Raw genomic sequence first — 21,760 nt, forward strand, 5'->3', positions numbered from 1 at the left:
ACGAGCCGGACGGCGAGCGCTGGGTGCCGGGCAACCACTCGGGTGAACGGCAACGGCCGTACCGACGGGGACCTAGTAGACCGTCGCGGCTAATTTTTGGGATAGAGGTGGCGCAGTTTGATGCGTGCGTCGTGGGTGGTGAACTGCCAGTTCACCTGACGTTGGTTGGTGTTGGTGGCGTTCTGCCAGGCCGAGAGTTCGGTGTTGAGGTTGTCGAGGTTGCTGATCCGGCGGTCGAGGCATTGCCGGGTCAGCGCGGAGAGTTCGATCTCGGCGATGTTGAGCCATGACCCGTGTTTGGGTGTGTGGTGGATCTCGAGGCGTTGGGCCAGGGCGAATGCTTCTTCTGGTTCGAATGCCTCGTACAGTGAGGCGATGCCGTGGGTGTTGAGGTTGTCCATCACCAGCACCACGGCCTCGGCGTCGGGGTAGTCCACGCTCAGCAGCTGCTTGACCTGGCCGGCCCAGTCGATCCGGGTCCGCTGGGACAGTGCCTGAACTCGACGCCGCCCGCGTAGGGGTTCGGTCCACACGAAGATTGAGCACGTGCCGCAGCGGATGTACTCGCTGTCCTGGCAGGCATCGCGACCAGGGCGGGCCGGGAGCGGGTCGCGGGCATGGTCGAGGAGCTGGTAGGGCTTCTCGTCCATGCACACCACCGGACGTCCCGGGTCATAGGGCCGGGCATAGACGGCCAGCACGTCTTCCATCCGCGCCGCGAACTCCGCGTTCGCTCGCGGTGGGATGGTCCAGCACTTCTTCAGATGAGGACGCAGTTGCGTTTTTTTAAGATCCGCCCGATGGTGGAGTGGTCCAGGTCGGGGATGTCCTCGACCAGCGCGACGTGCTTCTCCAGCAGCCGCAGCGACCATCGGGCATAGCCCTGGGGTGGCTGTGAGCACGCCATCGCGATCAGCCGGGCTTCGACCTCACCGGTCACCGGCGAGGGCACCGGCGGGAGGGCGCGCTTCTTCCGAGCAATCGTGGCGTGAACATCACCACCGGTCTCGGCGAAACGCTTGGCGACCAGCCGCAACGTCTCACCGGAGACGCCGAGTCGGACCGCGATCGCCTCCTTGGTGTCCACCTCACCCACCGAGCTGTCCAGCGCAAGCAGCACCCGCGCACGCATGATCATCGAGGCCCCACGAACACCTGTCGTGGTCACCCGGACCAGCTCTTCACGATCCTGCGCGGTCAACCTGACCGGCCGCTTCTTCTGCGAACCCATGACAACAGTCCTGTCTGGCAAAGGGGAAGGAATCTGCCAGACACCAACCTCCCAGTCAGGTGCACCATAACTAAGCGGCGACACGCTACTAGGGTCGGCACGGCCCACGCCAGCGGCAGGCCCGACAGGCCGGTCCGCTCCCAGGCGAGCGAATTCGGATGATCCCTGTGCCAGAACATGGCTTGCGGCGCGGGTGCCTTGGGAGCGGTGCGGGGTTCGAGACGCTCGCACGTATGCGGTGGTTCCCTGTTGAGACCCTGGCCCGGCCCGTCCGACCGCGGTCTGCGGACCCTCCGTCACGGCTCGGGAACCGGTTCGTCCGCCTCGGCGAGGTTCCCTGCCGAGCGGTCCGCACGGCAGGGAGTCGCTCGGCGTGAGCGTCGGCGATGCGACGGAGCTGCGGTGACTCCGTTCGGGCCGTCCCGCACCGAACGGCCGGGCGCGGTTTCCCGCGCCCGGCCGTGGCCGACGACGCTCCGCAACCGGTTCGTCCATCGAGGGAACCGGCGAGGCGGTGGCGTGGGCGCCGTCGGAGCTCGTGCCAGCGCACGGCCGGGCACAGCAGGTGACTCCTGCGTCCGGAGCCGTCCGACTCAATCCAGCACGGCCAGCGCACGCGCGGGCGCGCCGTCGCCGCCGTGCACGTTGAGGACGCCGACGAACAGCGTGCACCACTGGTCCGCGATCTCCCGCAGCACGAGGTTTTCTAGGATCAGCGTGCCGGCACCCAGCAGCGTGCGGTGCACGTCGTACGGGAAGTTCGGCGGACGCATGCTCATCGGCAGATCAGGACTGATCGTGTCCATGCCAATGAAGCGGAGTCCGGCGCTCACCGCCCACTCGGCGGCGTCGACCGAAAGATACGGGTGCCTGTCCACATAGGCGGGATCGGTGTAGCGATCGTCCCAGCCGGTGCGGATCAGGAGTGCGTCGCCGGGTTCGAGGCCAACGGCGGCTTTCAGATGGGCCGCGGTGATTGGCTCGGGACCGTCCCGCAGCACCTGCAGGCAGTATGCCCGGCCGACCAGCGCCGACGGCGGCAATTGGTCGAGCGTGGCGCCGTCTTCGACGAAGTGTGACGGGGCGTCGACATGGGTGCCGATGTGGGTCGGCAGGTTCAGGCGCATGACCCGCATCCGGTGTTCCGCCCACGTGCTGGCGGGCGTGAACTCGGGAGCCTGAATCCCGCGCGCGTGCGGCATGCCCGGCTCCAGCGGACGGGAGAGATCAACTGTGCGCGGCATGCGAGGCTCCCATCACCCGGTCGATCCCCTGGCTGAGTGTGTTTCCCATTCAGAAACCCTTCCGAGCACAGACCTTGTGGTCCGGCAGTTTCTTATGCATTCAATTCGTACCGGTTGCTGTCGTCGGCCGCAAGACATGCCCAGCCGTACGGAGAGGCAATTTAGACGGCCCGAACTGAGATTATCTGCCGGGCTTCTGCCGCTGCCCGGACGTGCACTTCTTGGGTAGTGTTCCAACGGTACTTGTCTTGCCCTCCTCCGCATGAGCATGGAATGCGGGAGGCGTCGCCGGCCGTGCCGCACCACGGCGGTGTCCCGAGGAGTTCGAGGCTGATACGCGAGCAGAAGCCAATGGAGAAAAGCATGGGGTTGCCGACGCCAGGAACGATCGTGCTCGGCGGAATTGGCGCCGATGCTCATTCGGTCGGTCTCACTCTGCTGAAACACGCCATCACCGAGGCGGGTCACGTGGTCCACTTCATGGGTACGCAGAACAACCTCGACGACTTCTTCAGGCGCGCGGCCGATGCGGACATCGTGATGATCTCCTGCATGGACGGTCATCTGCGTCACTACCTGAAGCGATTTCCCGACCTGGTGCTCAAGTGCCCGGGCATCGACGCATTCTGGTATGCCGGTGGGAACCTCGACGTAGGCAGTTCCGAACGGATACGCGCCGAAGCACGCCGCATGGGCTTCCGGCGGGTCTTTCCCACATACGTTGACATCCCGACGGTCCTGACCGCCCTGGCCGAGGATCTCACGATCCGGCCGCATGCCGTACGCGGCAGGCCGGCCGCCCCCGCCGAGCCCGTGCACCCGGGCACGGCCCCGCCTGACCAACGGCTCACCGTGGCCGACCTGGAACGGCAGCGGCCAGGCGTCCTGGAATCCTGGCCGACTGGCGCCGGTGCAAGGAACCTGGAGGACAACGCGGCGTTCCTCCTGCGGCAGCCGTCCTTCGCCCACGCGCACCTGCCGCGGGCCCGGGCGCAACGACCGCCCTTCCTGGTGCAGCCGCGCTCCGGCGTGGCGCTCGCTGCGAAGCAGCGAGCGGCGTTCGTGGCCCTACGTCGGGCCGGCGCGGACGTGCTGTCCTACCAGATCGATTCCCTGACGAGGAACAACGACTACCGGCAAGCCAGCGACGCAATCGCGGAGAGCGTTGAGCGCAGAGCCTCCGCGCTCAACGGATTCCCCATGGTGAACCACGGGGTCGACGCTCTCCGGCAGATCATTGCGGAGGTGCGGACGCCCCTGCAGACCCGCCACAGCACACGCGACCCACGACTCCTCGCGGAGATCTCGTGCGCCGGCGGGGTCACCGGTTTCGAGGGCGGCGCGATCACGTACAACATCCCCTACTTCAAGGACTACTCGCTGGCCCAGTCGCTCAGACGGTGGCAATACGTCGATCGACTTGTCGGCTTGTACCGGGAGAAGTTCGGTGTGGTGATCGACCGTGAGTTCTTCGGCACCCTCACCGCAGTCCTGGTCCCACCGAGCCTGGCCATCGTCGTCAACTTGATCGAGGCGATGCTGGCGGCGAGCCAGGGGGTGGGCTCGGTCTCCCTCGGATACGCCGAACAGGGCAACCGGTCCCAGGACATCGCGGCGATCAGGGTCCTCAGCGAACTCGGCCAGAAGTACCTGGCAAATCTCGGATATCCAGGGATTCAGGTCAACACGGTGTTCCACCAGCACATGGCGGCGTTCCCGGCGGACCGGGCGCGGGCGACCCAGTTGATCATGGCTTCGGCCGCCACCGGCCGGCTGTCCGGTGCCTCGCGGCTGATCGTGAAGACGCCGGTCGAGGCGACCACCATTCCGTCGGTGACCGACAACCAGGAGGGGCTGCAACTGAGCCGGACGGGCGCGATCGAGGCCGACGGCATCGAGGTGGACGAGCGAACCGTACGCGAGGAGACGACTGTCCTGCGGGCGGAGGTGGACCAGATACTGGAGAGTGTCCTGCTGGCCGGCGACGGCAGCCTCACGGACGGCGTGGTCAAGGCGTTCGCGCTCGGTTACCTGGACGTTCCGTTCTCGCCCAGCGTATACAACCGCGGCGAGGTGCTGACGGCTCGCGACGTCAGCGGTGCGGTGCGGTACCTGAACACGGGCCGGCTCAGGTTCAGCTCCGACGTCGTCGAGTTCCACCGGAGCCGGATGAGCGAGCGTCGCAGGACCGAGCAGCCCCCCGTGCGAAGCGAATGGCAACTCGTCGAACGCGACGTGCTGCGCGTACCGTCGGGCCGTTATCGCAGATGGCCGCTTGATGGATGAGCCGTGTCCCGGCACTCAACGAACCCTTTCACGTCGCCGGCCGCGTTGATCGCGGCTGGAACTCTCGGAACCGATCCCCTTACGAAAGTGGATGCCCAACATGGCAGATGAACCGACGATCCCGGAATTCACGATTCCCAGCGCGGCGATCCCAGCGCTGCTGGCACGGGATATAAACGAGGACACACCTCTGGACAAGTGGCCGACAGAGGCGTTCCGCACGGGCAGCGACGAGGTCAAGGCGCTGCGTGACGGCATCCTGGCGGCCGTCCGCGGGGACGCGGGCGGCGTGACTGTACGGGTGGCTGCGGACGGGCTCGGCGACCAGGACCTGTGCACCCTCTACTGGAACTTCTTCACCACGCTCTTCCGTCCGGTGCCGCAATACGCCTCCGGCGAGCTCATCTACCCCGTCGAAGTCAAGGCCGGCGCCGCGCAGACCAGCCACTACTCGAATTCGAGCAAGGCGGGCGGCTACCATACGGACGGCACCCTGCTGCCGGAGCTGCCCGACGTCGCGTTCCTCTTCGGCCTGTCGGCCGCGACAGGTGGCGAGACACTGCTGATGGACGTCAACGGCCTTGTCGAGCACCTCGCCCGGGTCGACCCGGCGCATGTCGCCGAACTGAGCCGACCCGTGCCCTTCGACGTGAAGGACCAGATGGACGGGATCAGGATCAAACGGCAGTCCGTGCTCACCCCGACGGCGGGCGGTTACGTGCTGCGCTACGTCCGCATGTACATCGAGCAGGGTTTCGCTGCCGAGGGCACGCCGGTGCCGCCCGAGCTCGTCGCCGCTATGGACGCCTTCGATGAGGTTTCCTCCGACGCGGCGGTGCACGCGGGGGACGTACTGCTCGAACGCGGCGTCGGCCTGCTGTGGGACAACGGGCGGATGCTCCACGGCCGCCGGCCGTTCAAGGAGACGACCACCGCGCGCAGGCTGCGCCGAATCTATGGCATGCAGGACGACAGGCAGGCCGGCTGAGCCGCTGGTCACCCGACCGCGCAGTTTTGCCCTTCCTCATGTCCCGGCCCCGGCGGTGGCAGTAACCGCCCGCTCGGGGCCGGTCTTTTCGTGACACCAGGTATTGGTGGAGTTGGCCCTCGACTGTCCCGTAGAGGTGACCGCCGGGAGCGGCAGAGTGGGCCACCCCTGGATCAGGCCAGCCACGCCCTTCACCGGGTCGAGCGGGGGGATGCCGGCCGAGCTGACCATCTCCGACTCGATGGCTTCGAGCTTCTTCTGGAGCGCAGCCGACCCAGCGGTCATCTGAGACAAGCTGATCGAGCCCTCTGCGTAGGCCAGGGCCAGCCCGTCGAGGCGCTGCCGCAGTTCCTGGGTCTGGCTTTGAAGCTGAGCCCCCGAGGCGCCGTCCTGGGCGTTCTGGGCCTCCAGGATCTGGCCCAGGAAGTCGGGGAACATCAGCCGGGCCAGAGTCGCCTTGCTCGCACGGTCGTCAGCGATGCTCCGAGGAGTACGCGTGTGCGTAGCCGTGCAGCCGTACACCGGCACGCCACGGTAGCCGCGACCTCCTACCGTGTCGGTGCAGCCGTCGTATCCGCACAGCCCGATGCCCGAGAGTAGATTGTCCGGCGTCCGACCAGTCCGCTTGCCGCCCGAGAACCGCTCCGGGTTGTTCAGGATGGCCACGACCCCGTAGTGGATCTCTGGGTCAAGGATTGGGGGCCACTGCCCCTCGCCCATCACCTCGCCGTGGTACGTGGACTGCCCGATGTAGCGCGGGGACGTGAGCACTTTCTTCACTCCGCGCAGGGTCCATGCCTGCGCGCCTGCGGCCTTGCTGCGAGGGGACAAGAGCTTGGCTTCCGTCCACTTGCGCGCGACGGCCGACAGGGACTCCCCGGCGAGGATCATCTGCGCACCCTCGACGATGGCCGCAGCCTCCTGCGCCATGATCGTCATGTGGTCGTCCGCGTACCCGAAGGGTCGGATGCCCGCCGTGTACGGGCGGCCCTGCTGTGCGGCCTGCTGGTTGGCCAGTTTCTGGCGGATCGCCTTCTGTTCGCCCTCGTACGTGGCCCAGGCTGTCACCGTGCGGGCGACAGCTCGACCGGCCGGCGTGGACAGATCCAGGTGGCCGGCCTCGACCGCGTAGACGTTCACGCCGAGCTCAATCACTCGCTCCAGATCCCGCGTTACGCGGATGAGGCGGTCGGTGTGCCAGCACACGATCGCCTGCGGCTTGCTCTGGAGCATGGCCTCGAAGTCGGGCCGGATGACGTTCTTCTTCGTGGCGCTCAGATCGTTGTCGACCCAGACGTGCCGGACCTTCAGCCCGAGCTGAGCGCAGAGTGCCCGGCAGCGCTCCTCCTGCCGCTGGACGCCCTGTTCTTCGCCCGTGACATCCTGGCTGATGCGGACGTAGATGTCGCACTCGACATCCTGCCCTGACCCGCGGCGTTGCATGAATGGCATGGTACCCCCAAGGTGTACCGATCGTTCGGCATGGTCATGGGCAACCTCGGCATCACCTCGCACGGCGCCTGCATCGTGATCCCGGCCCCCGCCTTCGAGGCCGCCGCGGTGCTCGCCGCCGTCCAGCAGGAGCGCTGCACCTCGCTCTACGGTGTCCCCACCATGTTCATCGCGGAGCTGAACCTCCCCGACTTCGCCTCGTACGACCTCTCCTCTCTGCGCACCGGCATCATGGCCGGATCGCCCTGCCCGGTCGAGGTGATGAAGCGGGTCGTCGCCGAGATGCACATGGACGAGGTGTCCATCTGCTACGGCATGACGGAGACCTCGCCGGTCTCCACCCAGACCCGCCGCGACGACGACCTGGAGCGCCGCACCGGCACCGTCGGCCGCGTCATGCCGCACATCGAGGTCAAGGTCGTCGACCCGGTGACCGGTGTGACCCTGGAGCGCGGCGCGGCGGGCGAACTCTGCACCCGCGGCTACAGCGTGATGCTCGGCTACTGGGAGCAGCCCGAGCGCACCGCGGAGGTCATCGACGCGGGGCGCTGGATGCACACCGGCGACCTCGCGGTGATGCGGGAGGACGGCTACGTACAGATCGTCGGCCGGATCAAGGACATGATCATCCGCGGTGGTGAGAACGTGTATCCGCGGGAGATCGAGGAGTTCCTCTACGGCCACCCGAAGATCGCGGACGTGCAGGTGGTGGGCGTACCGGACGAGACCTACGGCGAGGAGATCCTGGCCTGTGTCATCCCCAGGGACCCGGCGGACCCGCCGACCCTGGAGGAGGTGGCGGACTACTGCCGCGAACAGCTGGCGCACTACAAGATCCCGCGACGGCTGCAGATCCTGGAGACCTTCCCGATGACGGTCAGCGGGAAGGTCCGGAAGATCGAACTGCGGGAGGGCTACGGACAGTAGGACCGGATCGCCCCGGGCGCCGTCAGGCGGCCTCGATGATGTCGCCGGCGACGCCCCGGGTCGCGGCCGCCCACTTGATCAGCAGCACCTCGTAGGCGGCGGACTCCACGGAGGACCAGTCCTGACCGGCGCGCGCGTCGACCAGGGCCCGTATCGCCTCGTTCGCCTCGGCGGCGGACGGGGGCGTCGGCCCGGGCGTGTGCGACGGGCCGACAGGCGGTGTGTGTCGTGGAGTTAAGACCATGTACCCACCTTAAGGCCCACCACTGACAACGGACCGAACATATGTGGCCCCCGGCCCGAACGTGACCGATTGCACTCACCGTCGCCGTTCGGTTCCGCTGAGGTGCGGGCCGGTCCCGGCGTCCGGGATCTCGCGCCGCATGCAGACCCTCGGCCAGCGGTCCAGGCCGTGTTCCGCCTCCTCCGCCCTGATTTTCCGCAGCCCGTCGCCGAGTTCGTCGTCGCCCAGCGTGCGAAAGCCGAGGCGGGCGTAGTACGGGGCGTTCCACGGCACATGGGAGAAGGTCGTCAGCGTCAGCGCGCCCAGATGCCGTTCGCGCGCCCACCCGGCGAGGTGGTCGATGAGCGTGCTGCCCAGGCCGCGCCGTGCGGCGGACGGATGGACGGAGACCTGTTCGATGTGGGCCGCGCCGTCGACCGGATCGGCGATCAAGTAGCCGAGGGGGCGGTCGTCGGGGCCCGCGACCACCCAGGCGCGGCCGGACCGGCGGTAGTCGTCCAGCAGGTCGAGCGGCGGAGGATCGTCGTCCGCGATGGCGGACATACCCAGCGCGCGGAACGGTTCACCGGCGGCGCACTCGATGTCCTGAAGCAGCGGAAGATCGGAGCGGCGGGCGGTACGGATACGCATGCGGCCAGTATGGCGCCCCGGGGCGGGGCTCAGGCACCGGTGCTGATCAGCTCGTCCGCCGGGCTGTTGAGCGGCCGCGGCGTTCCCGTGGGGTCCATGACGAAGAGCGGGATGCCGAGGCCGTCCGCGCGTGCCTCGGCGTCCTGCGTGTACCCCGCGAGCGAGAAGTACACACTCATGACCGACGCGCTCAGCGCGTTCAGCCAGAGGCACTCGACATCGCGCAGCGCGGTCGGGCGGGCGGCCGTGTCGACCTGGGCGATCAGCCCGGTGGCCCGCAGATCGATCCGGGCGGGGGTGGGCTGCGCCGGCTGCACGACATCTCGGTAGCCCAGCCACCTCAGATACAGCGCGGCTCCGTCGACCGCGTCGCGCGCGGTACGGATCGGCAGGGGCCGGAACACCGGCCGGGGCGACGGAGCCGTACGCGGCAGCGGGATGTGGGACGGCCGCTCGGGCCGGGCGTCGTCGGCTGGTCCCGGGGCGTCGTCGGTCTCCGTCACCGGCAGGACCGGTATCCGCAGCACCGTTCCGCACGGGCAGCACAGCTCCGGCTGCGGCCACTGGTCGCGGCGCCCGCAGACGCGACAGCGCACCGTCACCCAGTCGTCGTTCCAGGTGCGGTGCGTGATCGGTACGACCGGGGCGCCGCGCAGCACGTGCGGGGCGGTCGGCGCACCGCACGGGCAGGGATAGACCGGCGTGCTGTACGTGTGGTCGCGGCGGCAGGCCGGGCAGCGTACCGGCACCGACTCCACCATGAACTCCCTCCGGTTCCGGGCGCGCGCCCCGGGGACGGGGCCGCCTCGGCGCACCGGAACGCGCCGGCGCCGACCGATACGGGCCGACTCCGCTCCGTACCCCCATGGTCCACCAAGAGCGAGATCCCGGGGAGCGACTTCGGCCACTTCGTGGACCGGTGAGCGCAGCGGCCGCCCCTTGTGCGCTCTCTTGACGGTCGACCGGCCGCACTTTAGATTGACTTCCGTATAACAGAATCGAGTTTCCGTAATGCGGAATTGGTGCTCTCAGGTGGCGCGACAGAGCCCGACTCCACCAGGTCCGAGCAGGAGCACTCAATGCCTCGAATGACCGCTGCCCGAGCGGCAGTTGAGATCCTCAAGCGCGAAGGCGTCAGCAACGCGTTCGGTGTGCCGGGCGCGGCGATCAACCCCTTCTACGCGGCCCTCAAGGCCTCCGGCGGGGTTCATCACACGCTCGCCCGCCACGTCGAGGGCGCCTCCCACATGGCGGAGGGCTACACCCGGGCGCGCCCGGGCAACATCGGTGTCTGCATCGGTACGTCGGGGCCGGCCGGCACCGACATGATCACCGGCCTCTACTCCGCCATCGCCGACTCCGTCCCGATCCTCTGCATCACCGGACAGGCCCCGACCGCCGTGCTCCACAAGGAGGACTTCCAGGCGGTCGACATCGCCTCGATCGCGAGGCCCGTCACCAAGGCCGCCACGACCGTCCTCGAAGCCGCTCAGGTCCCGGGCGTCTTCCAGCAGGCCTTCCACCTGATGCGCACCGGCCGTCCGGGACCGGTCCTCATCGACCTGCCCATCGACGTCCAGCTCACCGAGATCGAGTTCGACCCCGAGCTGTACGAGCCGTTGCCGGTGCACAAGCCCGCCGCGAGCCGCAAGCAGATCGAGCGGGCCCTGGAGATGCTGAACGCCTCCGAGCGCCCGCTGCTCGTCGCGGGCGGCGGCATCATCAACGCCGACGCCTGCGAACTCCTGGTGGAATTCGCCGAGCTGACGGGCGTTCCGGTCGTCCCGACCCTGATGGGCTGGGGCATCATCGCCGACGACCACGCGCTGAACGCGGGCATGGTCGGCCTGCAGACCTCGCACCGCTACGGCAACGCGAACTTCCTGGAGTCCGACTTCGTCCTCGGCATCGGCAACCGCTGGGCCAACCGCCACACCGGCAAGCTGGACGTCTACACCCGGGGCCGCACCTTTGTCCACGTGGACATCGAGCCCACCCAGCTCGGCAGGATCTTCGCCCCCGACCTCGGCATCGCCTCCGACGCCAGGGCCGCGCTGGAGCTGTTCGTCGAGGTGGCCCGTGAGCTGAAGGCGGCGGGAAAGCTCAAGGACCGCTCGCAGTGGGCCGCGTCCACCCAGGAGCGCCGGGCCACGCTGCAGCGCCGTACGCACTTCGACAACGTGCCGCTGAAGCCGCAGCGGGTGTACGAGGAGATGAACCGGGCCTTCGGACCCGAGACCCGGTACGTCACCACGATCGGCCTCTCCCAGATCGCCGGTGCGCAGATGCTGCACGTCTACCGGCCGCGTCACTGGATCAACTGCGGTCAGGCGGGCCCGCTGGGCTGGACCATCCCGGCCGCGCTGGGCGTCGCCACGGCCGATCCGGACGGCTCCGTCGTCGCGCTCTCCGGCGACTACGACTTCCAGTTCATGCTGGAGGAGCTGGCCGTCGGCGCGCAGCACCGCATCCCGTACGTCCACGTCCTGGTGAACAACTCCTACCTGGGGCTGATCCGCCAGGCCCAGCGCAACTTCGACATGGACTTCCAGGTCAACCTGGAGTTCGAGAACCTCAACTCGCCGGAGATCGGCGCCTACGGCGTCGACCACGTCAAGGTCGTCGAGGGCCTGGGCTGCAAGGCGATCCGCGTCACCGAGCCGGACCGGCTGCTGCCGGCCTTCGAGGAGGCCAAGAAGCTGGCCGCGGAGTTCAGGGTCCCGGTGGTGGTCGAGGCGATTCTGGAGCGCGTGACGAACATCGCGATGAGCGGTACGGACATCGCGTCCGTCAACGAGTTCGAGGACATCGCGACGGACCCGTCCCACGCCCCGACCGCGATCCGCCCGCTCATCACGCCCTGACGCCCATCCGGTCCACCTGTGGCCCCCGCCCCCGAAGGATCCGGGGGCGGGGGCCACAGCCGCTTTCCAGCCCGTCCGGCGTTCGAGGACAAGACCCTTGCTGCGGGGGCCGGGAGCGCGAAGAAGGGCGCGGAGTACGGGACCGTATCCGTACTCCGCGCCCTGGCACGGGAGACGCCGCGAACAGGGGTCGCGGCGGTGGCGAACGGGCCGCAGGCCCTCGCCCCGTTCAGGTCACGGGACGAGGGAGGCACTCCGGCCCCACCAGCGCACTGGCATCGCACAGCCGCCGCGACCTCGTCCTGCCCGCGCCGCATGACACCCCTCATCCGGGTACACGGCGCGAGCAGGGCTCAGCGGGAGGCTCAGTCCTCGCGCAGGGCGCGGACGGCCTCCTCCACGCGCCTGCCGTAGTCGGCGTCGGCTGCGTGGAAGTGGGCGAGGTTCTTCTCGATCACGTCGTCGCGGGTCACCCGGGAGAGCCCTCCGGCGATGTTGGCGACCAGGCGGCCCTTCTCGTCCTCGGACATCAGCCGGTACAGCTCGCCCGCCTGGAAGAAGTCGTCGTCCTTGGTGTGGGCGGGCGCCTCGTGGGTGCCGGTCCAGCCGTGGACCGCGAGCGGGGCGGAGAGCGCCGCGTCGGTCTGGGCGGGGCCCGCGTACGAGTTGGGCTCGTAGTTCTTGTCGTGGCGGGAACCGTTGCGCGTGGCGTGCAGCCCGTCGCGGCCGTAGTTGTCGACGACCGCGGTGCGCGGCGCGTTCACCGGGAGCCGGGTGTGGTTGACGCCCAGCCGGTAGCGGTGCGCGTCCGCGTAGGCGAACAGCCGGCCCTGGAGCATCTTGTCCGGGGACGGGCCGATGCCGGGCACGAAGTTGTTCGGGGAGAACGCGGCCTGCTCGACCTCGGCGAAGACGTTGTCCGGGTTGCGGTCGAGCACCAGCCGCCCCACCCGCTGCAGCGGATGGTCGCTGTGCGGCCACACCTTGGTCAGGTCGAACGGGTTGAAGCGGTAGTCGGCGGCCTCGGCGGCCGGCATGACCTGCACGTACAGCGTCCAGGACGGGTTCACCCCGCGCTCGATGGCCTGCAGCAGGTCCGTCTGGTGCGAATTGCCGTCCCGGCCCGCGAGTTCGGCGGCCTGCTCGCTGGAGAGGGAGCGCACACCCTGGTTCGTCTTGAAGTGGTACTTGACGAAGAAGGCCTCACCGGCGGCGTTCGTCCACTGGTAGGTGTGCGAGCCGTAGCCGTTCATGTGGCGGTACGAGGCCGGGATGCCGCGGTCGCCCATCAGCCAGGTGACCTGGTGCGTCGCTGGGCCCAGAAGTCCCAGACGTTGTCAGGCTCCTGACGGCCCGTGAACGGGTCGCGCTTCTGCGAGTGGATGAAGTCGGGGAACTTGACCGGGTCCTTGACGAAGAACACCGGGGTGTTGTTGCCGACCAGGTCGTAATTGCCTTCGTCCGTATAGAACTTGAGGGCGAAGCCGCGGGGGTCGCGTACGGCGTCCGCGCCGCCCAGCGAGTCGGCGACGGTCGAGAAGCGGATGAACGTCTCGGTGCGCTTGCCGACGGCGGAGAGGAAGTCGGCGCGGGTGAAGCCGGTGACGTCGTCGGTCACCTCGAAGTATCCGTACGCGCCGGAGCCGCGGGCGTGGACCACGCGCTCCGGTATGCGCTCCCGGTTGAAGCGGGCCAGCTTCTCCAGCAGGTGCTGGTCCTGGAGGAGGACCGGGCCACCGACGCCTGCGGTGGCGGAGTTCTGGTTGTCGGCGACCGGGGCGCCTGACTCGGTCGTAAGCACGCGCTGCGTCATGGTGTCGGGGCGACCTTCCGTACGGGAGCTGCTGAGCTGCTGAAACTGCGACGGCCTGGGGCTCCAGGAGCGTAAATACGCCCCGAACCCATCGTCAACAGTTTGTTGAAATTGAGTGTCTGGTGTTCCGGACGGCGCCGACGCCTGGGCGCGACAGGACAGGTGTCAGCGCCGACGCCGTCCGGAAGTCTTGGATGGCCGGGCCGCTCGGGCCGGGCGGATCAGGCCTGGGCGGGCCGGCCCGAGAGGCGCTCGACCGAGCGCAGCAGGGCCGAGTGGTCCAGGCCACCGTCGCCCTGTGCGCGCAGCGAGGCGACGAGCTGGGCGACCACGGTGCCGACGGGCAGCGCGGCACCGACATTGCGGGCGGCGTCCGTGACGATGCCCATGTCCTTGTGGTGCAGGTCGATCCGGAAGCCGGGCGCGAAGTCCCGCTTGAGGAAGTTGTCCTTCTTGCGGGTCAGGACCGTCGAACCGGCCAGCCCGCCGTTCAGGACGTCGAGCGCGGCGGCGAGGTCGACGCCGGACTTCTCCAGGAAGACGACGGCCTCGGCGCAGGCCTGGATGTTGACCGCGACGATCAGCTGGTTGGCGGCCTTCACCGTCTGGCCGGAGCCGTGCGGACCGCACAGCACAATGGTCCTTCCGAGCGCCTGGAGGACCGGCTGCGCGGCATCGAAGTCGCTCTGCTCGCCGCCGACCATGATCGACAGCACGGCCTCGATCGCTCCGGCCTCACCGCCGGACACCGGGGCGTCCAGCACCCGGATGCCCATCTCCTTCGCGTTCTTCGCGAGGTCCACGGAGGTCTGCGGTGTGATCGATGACATGTCGATCAGCAGTGCGCCGCGCCTGGCGTTCTCCAGGATGCCGCCGGGGCCGTACGCGATGGCCTCGACCTGGGGGGAGGCGGGCACCATCGTGATGACGACATCGGCGTCCCGGACCGCCTCGGCGATCGAGCCCGCGCCCGTGCCGCCTGCGGCGACCAGCCGGTCGATCTTCTCCTGCTCCAGGGTGTGACCGGTGACGTCGTACCCGGCCTTGATCAGGTTCTCGGACATGGGGGAGCCCATGATGCCGAGCCCGATCCACGCGACCTTGGGGAGGTCGTTGCTCATGAGGGTGCCTTCCGATAAGCGTGTGTACGAGGGGGGTTCGCCGCCCTCAGCGGGCGGCCCGCGCGGCGGCCGGGAGCCACTCGAAGGACTCGGCGCTCGACCGGTCGCCCGGCTTGTACTCCAGGCCGACCCAGCCGTCGTAACCGGCCTTCGTCAGCTCGTCGAGGAGCTGCTCCAGCGGGAGCGAGCCGGTGCCGGGCGCGCCGCGCCCCGGGTTGTCGGCGATCTGCACATGGCCGGTCCTGCCGGCGTACGCCGTGATGACCCGGCCGAGGTCCTCGCCGTTCATCGACAGGTGGTAGAGGTCCAGCAGGAACTTCGCGTTCCCGAGGCCCGTCGCCGCGTTGACCTTGTCGACGATCTCGATCCCGGCCGGTGCGCTCACCAGCGGATAGCGCGGCGATTCCGGCTGATTGAGGGTCTCGATCAGCAGGACCGCCCCGATCCGGTCGGCCGCTCGGGCGGCGACGACCAGGTTCTCCAGGGCGAGTTCGTCCTGCACGGCCGGGTCCACGCCGTCGACGCGGTTGCCGTAGAGCGCGTTGAGCGCCTTGCAGCCGACCGAGGCGGCGAAGCCGGCCGCCACCTCGATGTTGGCGCGGAAGCGGTCCGACTCCGTGCCGGGCACGGAGAGCGCACCGCGGTCGGGGCCGGGCAGCGCTCCGGCGTAGAAGTTCAGCCCCACCAACCGCGTGCCCGCGTCGTCGAGCGCCTTCTTGAGGGCGTCGAGTTCGACCTGTGGCGGAGTGGGGGTCTCGGTCCATGGCCACCACAGCTCGACCGCGGTGAAGCCGGCCGCGGCGGCGGCCGCGGGGCGCTCCAGGAGCGGGAGTTCCGTGAAGAGGATTGAAAGGTTCACATCGAAGCGCTGGTCCGGGTAGCCCATGAGGGTTTCGGCGCTCCTTCCGTATTGCGGAAGTTAGTTTCTACGTAACGGAAGATTGCCCGGAGCGGGGAGAGCTGTCAAGGGGGCGTCCCGAATTCGGGCCGGGGGCCTTCGTGCGGGTTGTGTGAGGTGCGGCCGGATTGCGCCGGTTGCTGAGGGGGTGCGGGGCGGGTCAGGGTGGCTGGTGCAACCGGTGCGACCGACCGCCGCATCGATGCAGCCGCCACCGCGGCCGATGCAGCCGACCGACCCCCCACATGAGGTGCCTCGCATGAACCACGCCACCAGCCGGCGCGCCGTCCTCGGAGCCCTGTTCGCCGGTGCCGCACTCTGCGTGGCCCCCGCCCCGCCCGGCTCCTCCCGCCCCGCCGGGCCCGCGCCCGAATCCGCGCCCGCGGTCGGCCCGCGCCCGCGCACCACGGGGCGGCTGCTGCTCGGTACGTACACCTCGGCCGAGGGCGGCGGCAGAGGGATCGGCACGGCCTCGTACGACACCGCCACCGGGAAGATCTCCGCCGGACCCGTGATCAGGGGCGTCGACAACCCCTCGTACCTGGCCATGCATCCCTCGGGCGCCACCTTCTACGCGGTCGACGAACAGGCCCGTGGCGCGGTGACGGCCATCGCCCTGTCACCGGACGGCAGCCACCGCGTGCTCGGAACGCGCGACACCGGCGGGGCGGGGCCCACCCATCTCTCCGTCCACCCCACGGGAAGGTGGCTGCTCACCGCGAACTACACCTCCGGCAGCGTCGCGGTGCACCCCATCCGGGACGACGGCTCGCTGGGGGAGCGCACGGACCTGGTCGCCCACACCGCACCGCCGCCCGGCCCCGGCCAGGACGGGCCGCACGCCCACCAGATCATCACCGCCCCCGACGGCAACCACATCCTCGCCGTGGACCTCGGCAACGACTCCGTGTACACCTACCGGCTCGACGAGAACCGGGGCACGCTCGGCCAGGTCTCCCACGCCGCCCTGCGCCCCGGGGCCGGGCCGCGCCACCTCACCTTTCACCCGGGCGGCCGGTTCGCCTACCTGGCCTGCGAGGTCGACAACACCGCGGTCGTCTGCGGCTACGACCCGGGCACCGGCACCCTGTCCCCGGGCGCCCCGCAGTCCACCGGTACCGGGTCGGGCACCAGCTATCCCGCGCAGTTCCTGGTCACCGGAGACGGCCGGTTCGCCTACCTCGCCAACCGGGGCCGCAACAGCCTGACGCGCTACGCCGTCGAGGACGACGGGGCCGCACTGCGGCTGCTCGACACCGTCCCGGTCGGCGGCGACTTCCCCCGGCAGACCGCCTTCTCGCCGGACGGGAAACTGCTCTTCGCGGCCAACCAGAGGTCGAGCACGGTGACGGTCTTCCGGGTCGATGCCCGCAGCGGCGGCCTGACCCGCACCGGTGACGCCTTCCCCGCCCCGGTCGCCGTCTGCGTGCTCCCGTACCGCGGCACGGACCCGGCCTGAGGCCGAGGGCGAAGCGGGCGCCGGACGGCCCGGGCGCCCGTCCGTTAGGGTCGGGCCCGAGCCGCGGGTTCACCCGGACGTGGCGAAGCATGAGGGAGGCACAGTGCGCTTGAGGGTGGAGTTCACCACCGAGCCCTTCGATCTCGACGAGGCGCCCGCCCATGCGGTCGTGGCCCGCGAGGTAATCCAGACCGCCGACCTGGACGCCGTGGACGTCGGCCCCTTCGGCAACACGGCGGAGGGCGGCGCCGACGAGGTGCTCACCGCGGTGGACTCCCTGCTGCGCAGAGCCCTGGTATCCGGTGCCACCCGGGTGTCGCTCCAGGTCAACGTCATCGGGGAGGAGGCGAAGTGACCGAACCGGCGGACCACCCGCTCGTCACCGCGGTCAAGCCGCTCGTCGACGCCATCGGCGCCGAGCTGCTCGGGCCCGAGCTGGCGCAGGCCGACGACGTCGTGCTGGCCTGGGAGGGCGAGGACGTCATAGCGGTCCGGCTGCCCCAGCTCTCGGAATCGCTGGACCACATCCTGGCGGCCATGGAGCGCCGCCACGGCAAGCCGCTCGCCGAGCTCGACCGCAAGGCCAAGCAGTCGGTGGTGCGGACCCTGGAGGCACGCGGTGCCTTCTCCGTACGGCACGGTGTGGAGACGGTGGCGGGTGCGCTGGGGGTCAGCCGCTTCACCGTTTACAACTACCTCAACAGGGAAAATGCCGCCAAGGGCGAGTAGTTGAGGCCGTAGGCGAGCGAAGGCCGTGGAGGATCACGGAAGGCCGTCGTCCGGAGCATCGGGCGACGGCTTTTTACATCCGCGTAATTTCAACAAAGTGTTGACGTGGTGTTGTGGAAGGCGTTAGCTGTCCGCAGCCCGACCGACGCGGAGCGAAGAAACGCGCAGCGAAAACAGCCACGGAGGCTCCCGTGACTTCGAGTTCCACACCGGGCCTCGCCCGGTTCAACACCCTGGCGGACGACGAGGCCACCACCGCGCTGCACGAGGTGTGCGCCAGTGCGGCATGGGGAAGAGTGATCCTCTCCCGACGCCCGTACGCCACCGCGGAAGCCCTCCTCCTCGCCAGTGACGCCGCCACGGCAGCGCTGACCCCACAGGATCTGGCCGAGGCTATGGCCGGACACCCGCCGATCGGCCGCCCGAAGCCCGGAGACCCGACCTCCTCCCGCGAACAGCGGGGGATGGCCGGTGCCACCGAGGAACTCAAGGCAGAGATGCTCGAACTGAACCTGGCCTACCAGGAGCGGTTCGGACATGTCTTCCTGATCTGCGCCACCGGAGCCACCGGTGAGCAGATGCGCGACGCGGTGAAGTCCCGGACCGGGAACTCGCCCGAGCAGGAGCGCGACATCGTGCGCACCGAACTGGGCAAGATCAACCGCATCCGGCTCACCCGGCTCGTAGGAGAGGACCTCAAGGACTGATGAGCACCGAAACCACCGCATCGGTGTCCACGCACATCCTGGACACCAGCGTCGGACGCCCCGCCGGGGGTGTCGCCGTCTCGCTGGCCGCCCGCTCGGGCCGCGAAGGCGCGTGGGCGGCGCTCGGCGGCTCCGTGACCGACGCGGACGGGCGCTGCAAGGACCTGCCGTCCCTGCCGGAAGGCACGACTCATGTGCGACTCGACTTCGACGTCGAGACGTACTTCTCCAAGAATCAAGCCGAGGCGCAGCAGGACGCCCCCCGCGTAAGGGACAGCGGTGCGTTCTTCCCGGAAGTGGCGATCACCTTCGCCGTCGAGCCGGGCGAGCACTATCACGTACCGCTGCTGCTCAACCCGTTCGGCTACTCCGTTTACCGAGGGAGCTAGCACCTACATGACCGCCGATTCCCACCGCCCCCGCCCTGTGATCCTCGGCCAGAACCAGTACGGCAAAGCGGAGAACCGCGTCGTCAGGATCACCCGCGACGGCGACACCCACCACATCAAGGACCTGAACGTCTCGGTCGCCCTCTCCGGTGACATGGACGACGTCCACTACTCCGGCTCCAACGCCCACGTCCTGCCGACCGACACCACGAAGAACACGGTGTACGCGTTCGCCAAGGAGCACGGCATCGAGTCCGCCGAGCAGTTCGGCATCCACCTCGCCCGTCACTTCGTGACCTCGCAGGAGCCGATCAGGACCGCGCGGATCCGGATCGAGGAGTACGCCTGGGAGCGCATCGCCACCTCCGAAGGCAACTCGCAGTTCATCGGCGCCGACGAGGTCAAGCACTCCTTCGTACGCAAGGGCCAGGAGACGCGCACCACCCAGATCACCTTCGACGGCGAGAAGTGGCAGATCATCTCGGGCCTCAAGGACCTGGTGGTGATGAACTCCACCAACTCCGAGTTCTGGGGCTACGTCAAGGACAAGTACACGACGCTCAAGGAGGCGTACGACCGCATCCTCGCGACCGAGGTGTCCGCCAAGTGGCGGTACAACTGGACCAGCGACGACGTGCGGATGCCGAACTGGGAGAAGTCCTACGAGCAGACGCGCAAGCACCTGCTCCAGGCCTTCGCCGAGACGTACTCCCTCTCCCTGCAGCAGACGCTGTACCAGATGGGCTCGCGCATCATCAACAGCCGCAGCGAGATCGACGAGATCCGCTTCTCGCTGCCGAACAAGCATCACTTCCTCGTGGACCTGGAGCCGTTCGGACTCAAGAACGACAACGAGGTCTACTTCGCGGCGGACCGTCCGTACGGCCTGATCGAGGCCACCGTGATACGGGACGGTGTCGAGCCACAGATCCCGGTCGACATGACCAACCTCTGACGCGGCGCCGAGCCGGTCCCCGCCCGCGTGCCGCCGGGCCGGGACCGGCCGGGCCGGAGGGAGTTTCCATGACACCGGCGTCGTCACCGTCACCGCCATCGATCCGTACGTCCACCATCTCGGCACCCACAGCCGCCCGGCCGTGGCACTCAAATCCTCCTGGGGGTCCTGCCGTGCCCACATCGCCCCAACAGAAAAGGAAGCACCATGGCAGCCCCTGAGCCCGTGGAACGCATCGTCATCGAGAACTGTTCGATCGCGACCGTCGACGCCGACGACACCGAGTACGCCTCGGGCCATGTCGTCGTCGCGGGAAACCGCATCGAATCCGTCGGCGCGGGCCGGGCGCCCGAGGGCCTGGAGAACGTCGTACGCCGCATCGACGGCACCGGCCATCTGGCCACCCCCGGCCTGATCAACACCCACCACCACTTCTACCAGTGGATCACCCGGGGCCTCGCCACCGACCACAACCTCTTCGACTGGCTGGTCGCGCTGTATCCGACGTGGGCGCGCATCGACGAGCCGATGGTCCGCGCCGCCGCGCAGGGCTCGCTCGCCATGATGGCCCGCGGCGGCGTCACCACCGCCATGGACCACCACTACGTCTACCCGCAGGGGGCCGGCGATCTGTCCGGCGCCATCATCGGGGCCGCCCGTGACATGGGCGTACGGTTCACCCTCGCCCGCGGTTCCATGGACCGCAGCGTCAAGGACGGCGGGCTGCCGCCGGACTTCGCCGTGGAGAGCCTCGACGGTGCGCTCGCCGCCACCGAGGCGACCGTCGACGCACACCACGACGCCTCGTTCGACGCGATGACCCAGATCGCCGTCGCGCCCTGCTCCCCGTTCTCCATCTCCACCGAACTGCTGCGACAGGGCGCCGAGCTGGCGCGTCGCAAGGGAGTGCGCATGCACACCCACGGCTCGGAGACCGTGGAGGAGGAGAAGTTCTGCCACGAGCTGTTCGGGATGGGCCCGACCGACTACTTCGAGTCGACCGGCTGGCTCGGCGACGACGTGTGGATGGCGCACTGCGTCCATATGAACGACTCCGACATCGCCGCCTTCGCCCGCACCGGTACGGGCGTCGCGCACTGCCCCTCTTCCAACGCCCGGCTCGCCGCGGGCATCGCCCGGGTGCCCGACATGCTCGCCGCGGGCGTCCCGGTCGGCCTCGGCGTCGACGGCACCGCCTCCAACGAGTCCGGCGAACTCCACACCGAACTGCGCAACGCCCTCCTCATCAACCGCCTCGGCGCCCACCGCGAGAAGGCCCTGAACGCCCGTCAGGCCCTGCGCCTGGGAACGTACGGCGGCGCCCAGGTGCTCGGCCGCGCCGACCAGATCGGCTCCCTGGAGCCCGGCAAGCTCGCCGACCTGGTGCTCTGGAAGCTGGACACCCTCGCCCACGCCTCCATCGCGGACCCGGTGACCGCACTCGTCTTCGGCGCCGCGGCCCCCGTCACCCTCTCCCTCGTCAACGGCAGGCCGGTCGTCGAGGGCAACCACCTGATCACCGCGGACGAGGACGCCATCGCCCGCGCCACCCGCGACGAGGCCCGCCGCCTCGCGCGGATCGCCGCCGGAGCCTGACGCTCCGGGGCACTCCCCCGATACCGGCCGGCCGAGGGGGACGGCCCTCGGCCGGCCGTCGTGGCACCGAGCGGGGCCCACGGCAACCGGTGCAGGGGACGCGTACGCGTACGTACGTGTCCCCCGTACCGGCGACGAAAGCTGCCCGCACCAGCTGCACGACCTGCCCCACCTGCACCAACTCACCACTTGCACCACCTCCCTGACATCCACGTCGCCGCAGACGT

General features: G+C 69.0%; 19 protein-coding genes and 2 pseudogenes. 11 read left to right on the top strand and 10 right to left on the bottom strand.

The features are described from left to right. Positions 1-89: 89 nt before the first annotated feature. The 3 genes from OG507_RS34150 to OG507_RS34160 form a co-directional block, all read right to left on the bottom strand. Positions 90-872, bottom strand: a complete 783-nt coding sequence (locus tag OG507_RS34150; RefSeq protein ID WP_327370964.1) for an IS630 family transposase — start codon at positions 870-872, stop codon at positions 90-92. Beyond that, entirely contained in the window at positions 761-1,231 is a 471-nt protein-coding gene (locus OG507_RS34155) for a helix-turn-helix domain-containing protein (RefSeq protein WP_327365253.1), read from the bottom strand. The genes OG507_RS34150 and OG507_RS34155 overlap by 112 nt, the downstream gene beginning before the upstream one ends. Before the next feature lie 593 nt (positions 1,232-1,824). After that, a complete protein-coding gene (locus OG507_RS34160; protein WP_327370965.1) occupies positions 1,825-2,475 on the bottom strand; it encodes a cyclase family protein in 651 nt (216 codons plus the stop codon). A 363-nt stretch (positions 2,476-2,838) separates the two neighbouring features. On the opposite strand from OG507_RS34160, the gene OG507_RS34165 reads away from it, so the two are divergent. Both OG507_RS34165 and OG507_RS34170 read left to right on the top strand, forming a co-directional pair. Next, the gene (locus OG507_RS34165; protein WP_327370966.1) at positions 2,839-4,761 is read left to right on the top strand and encodes a methylaspartate mutase subunit E; all 1,923 of its coding nucleotides are present in this window, start codon (positions 2,839-2,841) and stop codon (positions 4,759-4,761) included. Between the two features lie 100 nt (positions 4,762-4,861). Further along, the gene (locus OG507_RS34170; RefSeq protein ID WP_327370967.1) at positions 4,862-5,749 is read left to right on the top strand and encodes a TauD/TfdA family dioxygenase; all 888 of its coding nucleotides are present in this window, start codon (positions 4,862-4,864) and stop codon (positions 5,747-5,749) included. 36 nt (positions 5,750-5,785) lie between these two features. Here the strand turns inward: OG507_RS34170 and OG507_RS34175 are convergent, their stop codons facing one another. Then, a complete protein-coding gene (locus OG507_RS34175; protein ID WP_327370968.1) occupies positions 5,786-7,192 on the bottom strand; it encodes a recombinase family protein in 1,407 nt (468 codons plus the stop codon). Positions 7,193-7,216: 24 nt separating this feature from the next. Between OG507_RS34175 and OG507_RS34180 the strand changes: the two are divergent. Continuing rightward, positions 7,217-8,128, top strand: a pseudogene (locus tag OG507_RS34180) (AMP-binding protein); the annotation flags it as partial. 22 nt (positions 8,129-8,150) lie between these two features. Here the strand turns inward: OG507_RS34180 and OG507_RS34185 are convergent. From OG507_RS34185 to OG507_RS34195, 3 genes are all read right to left on the bottom strand, one after another. After that, positions 8,151-8,372, bottom strand: a complete 222-nt coding sequence (locus OG507_RS34185; protein ID WP_327370969.1) for a hypothetical protein — start codon at positions 8,370-8,372, stop codon at positions 8,151-8,153. A gap of 75 nt (positions 8,373-8,447) precedes the next feature. Further along, the gene (locus tag OG507_RS34190) at positions 8,448-9,002 is read right to left on the bottom strand and encodes a GNAT family N-acetyltransferase (RefSeq protein ID WP_327370970.1); all 555 of its coding nucleotides are present in this window, start codon (positions 9,000-9,002) and stop codon (positions 8,448-8,450) included. A 29-nt stretch (positions 9,003-9,031) separates the two neighbouring features. Further along, complete coding sequence (locus OG507_RS34195; protein ID WP_327372194.1) at positions 9,032-9,760, bottom strand: hypothetical protein; 729 nt, start codon at positions 9,758-9,760, stop codon at positions 9,032-9,034. A 330-nt stretch (positions 9,761-10,090) separates the two neighbouring features. Here OG507_RS34195 and gcl point away from each other — a divergent pair, with 330 nt between their 5' ends. Next, the gene (gcl, locus tag OG507_RS34200; RefSeq protein WP_327370971.1) at positions 10,091-11,866 is read left to right on the top strand and encodes a glyoxylate carboligase; all 1,776 of its coding nucleotides are present in this window, start codon (positions 10,091-10,093) and stop codon (positions 11,864-11,866) included. A 365-nt stretch (positions 11,867-12,231) separates the two neighbouring features. Here the strand turns inward: gcl and OG507_RS34205 are convergent. From OG507_RS34205 to OG507_RS34215, 3 genes and pseudogenes are all read right to left on the bottom strand, one after another. Next, positions 12,232-13,679, bottom strand: a pseudogene (locus OG507_RS34205) (catalase). Between the two features lie 221 nt (positions 13,680-13,900). Further along, a complete protein-coding gene (locus OG507_RS34210; protein ID WP_327370972.1) occupies positions 13,901-14,800 on the bottom strand; it encodes a 2-hydroxy-3-oxopropionate reductase in 900 nt (299 codons plus the stop codon). Positions 14,801-14,846: 46 nt separating this feature from the next. After that, complete coding sequence (locus OG507_RS34215; RefSeq protein WP_327370973.1) at positions 14,847-15,686, bottom strand: TIM barrel protein; 840 nt, start codon at positions 15,684-15,686, stop codon at positions 14,847-14,849. A 271-nt stretch (positions 15,687-15,957) separates the two neighbouring features. Between OG507_RS34215 and OG507_RS34220 the strand changes: the two genes are divergently transcribed. The 7 genes from OG507_RS34220 (at position 15,958) to OG507_RS34250 (ending at position 21,533) form a co-directional block, all read left to right on the top strand. Next, complete coding sequence (locus OG507_RS34220; RefSeq protein ID WP_327370974.1) at positions 15,958-17,157, top strand: lactonase family protein; 1,200 nt, start codon at positions 15,958-15,960, stop codon at positions 17,155-17,157. Positions 17,158-17,260: 103 nt separating this feature from the next. Next, positions 17,261-17,512: a hypothetical protein gene (locus OG507_RS34225; RefSeq protein WP_327370975.1), complete on the top strand. Its 252-nt coding sequence runs from the start codon at positions 17,261-17,263 to the stop codon at positions 17,510-17,512. Further along, a complete protein-coding gene (locus OG507_RS34230; protein WP_327370976.1) occupies positions 17,509-17,886 on the top strand; it encodes a helix-turn-helix domain-containing protein in 378 nt (125 codons plus the stop codon). Before OG507_RS34225 ends, OG507_RS34230 begins: the two co-directional genes overlap by 4 nt. Positions 17,887-18,077: 191 nt before the next feature. After that, complete coding sequence (gene uraD / locus OG507_RS34235) at positions 18,078-18,593, top strand: 2-oxo-4-hydroxy-4-carboxy-5-ureidoimidazoline decarboxylase (RefSeq protein WP_327370977.1); 516 nt, start codon at positions 18,078-18,080, stop codon at positions 18,591-18,593. Continuing rightward, positions 18,593-18,982: a hydroxyisourate hydrolase gene (uraH, locus tag OG507_RS34240; protein WP_327370978.1), complete on the top strand. Its 390-nt coding sequence runs from the start codon at positions 18,593-18,595 to the stop codon at positions 18,980-18,982. The genes uraD and uraH overlap by 1 nt, the downstream gene beginning before the upstream one ends. A 7-nt stretch (positions 18,983-18,989) precedes the next feature. Continuing rightward, complete coding sequence (gene pucL, locus OG507_RS34245; protein WP_327370979.1) at positions 18,990-19,937, top strand: factor-independent urate hydroxylase; 948 nt, start codon at positions 18,990-18,992, stop codon at positions 19,935-19,937. Positions 19,938-20,144: 207 nt separating this feature from the next. Then, positions 20,145-21,533, top strand: a complete 1,389-nt coding sequence (locus OG507_RS34250) for an 8-oxoguanine deaminase (RefSeq protein ID WP_327370980.1) — start codon at positions 20,145-20,147, stop codon at positions 21,531-21,533. Positions 21,534-21,760 lie beyond the last annotated feature (227 nt).

The organism is Streptomyces sp. NBC_01217, assembly GCF_035994185.1.
Classification (GTDB): domain Bacteria; phylum Actinomycetota; class Actinomycetes; order Streptomycetales; family Streptomycetaceae; genus Streptomyces.

Excerpts from the sequence above, each read along its gene's own strand:
- OG507_RS34150 (WP_327370964.1), bottom strand. The coding sequence starts at position 872 with ATGGTCGCTGCGGCTGCTGGAGAAGCACGTCGCGCTGGTCGAGGACAT.
- OG507_RS34155 (WP_327365253.1), bottom strand. The coding sequence starts at position 1,231 with ATGGGTTCGCAGAAGAAGCGGCCGGTCAGGTTGACCGCGCAGGATCGT.
- OG507_RS34160 (WP_327370965.1), bottom strand. The coding sequence starts at position 2,475 with ATGCCGCGCACAGTTGATCTCTCCCGTCCGCTGGAGCCGGGCATGCCG.
- OG507_RS34165 (WP_327370966.1), top strand. The coding sequence starts at position 2,839 with ATGGGGTTGCCGACGCCAGGAACGATCGTGCTCGGCGGAATTGGCGCC.
- OG507_RS34170 (WP_327370967.1), top strand. The coding sequence starts at position 4,862 with ATGGCAGATGAACCGACGATCCCGGAATTCACGATTCCCAGCGCGGCG.
- OG507_RS34175 (WP_327370968.1), bottom strand. The coding sequence starts at position 7,192 with ATGCAACGCCGCGGGTCAGGGCAGGATGTCGAGTGCGACATCTACGTC.
- OG507_RS34185 (WP_327370969.1), bottom strand. The coding sequence starts at position 8,372 with ATGGTCTTAACTCCACGACACACACCGCCTGTCGGCCCGTCGCACACG.
- OG507_RS34190 (WP_327370970.1), bottom strand. The coding sequence starts at position 9,002 with ATGCGTATCCGTACCGCCCGCCGCTCCGATCTTCCGCTGCTTCAGGAC.
- gcl (WP_327370971.1), top strand. The coding sequence starts at position 10,091 with ATGACCGCTGCCCGAGCGGCAGTTGAGATCCTCAAGCGCGAAGGCGTC.
- OG507_RS34210 (WP_327370972.1), bottom strand. The coding sequence starts at position 14,800 with ATGAGCAACGACCTCCCCAAGGTCGCGTGGATCGGGCTCGGCATCATG.
- OG507_RS34215 (WP_327370973.1), bottom strand. The coding sequence starts at position 15,686 with ATGGGCTACCCGGACCAGCGCTTCGATGTGAACCTTTCAATCCTCTTC.
- OG507_RS34220 (WP_327370974.1), top strand. The coding sequence starts at position 15,958 with ATGAACCACGCCACCAGCCGGCGCGCCGTCCTCGGAGCCCTGTTCGCC.
- uraH (WP_327370978.1), top strand. The coding sequence starts at position 18,593 with ATGAGCACCGAAACCACCGCATCGGTGTCCACGCACATCCTGGACACC.
- pucL (WP_327370979.1), top strand. The coding sequence starts at position 18,990 with ATGACCGCCGATTCCCACCGCCCCCGCCCTGTGATCCTCGGCCAGAAC.
- OG507_RS34250 (WP_327370980.1), top strand. The coding sequence starts at position 20,145 with ATGGCAGCCCCTGAGCCCGTGGAACGCATCGTCATCGAGAACTGTTCG.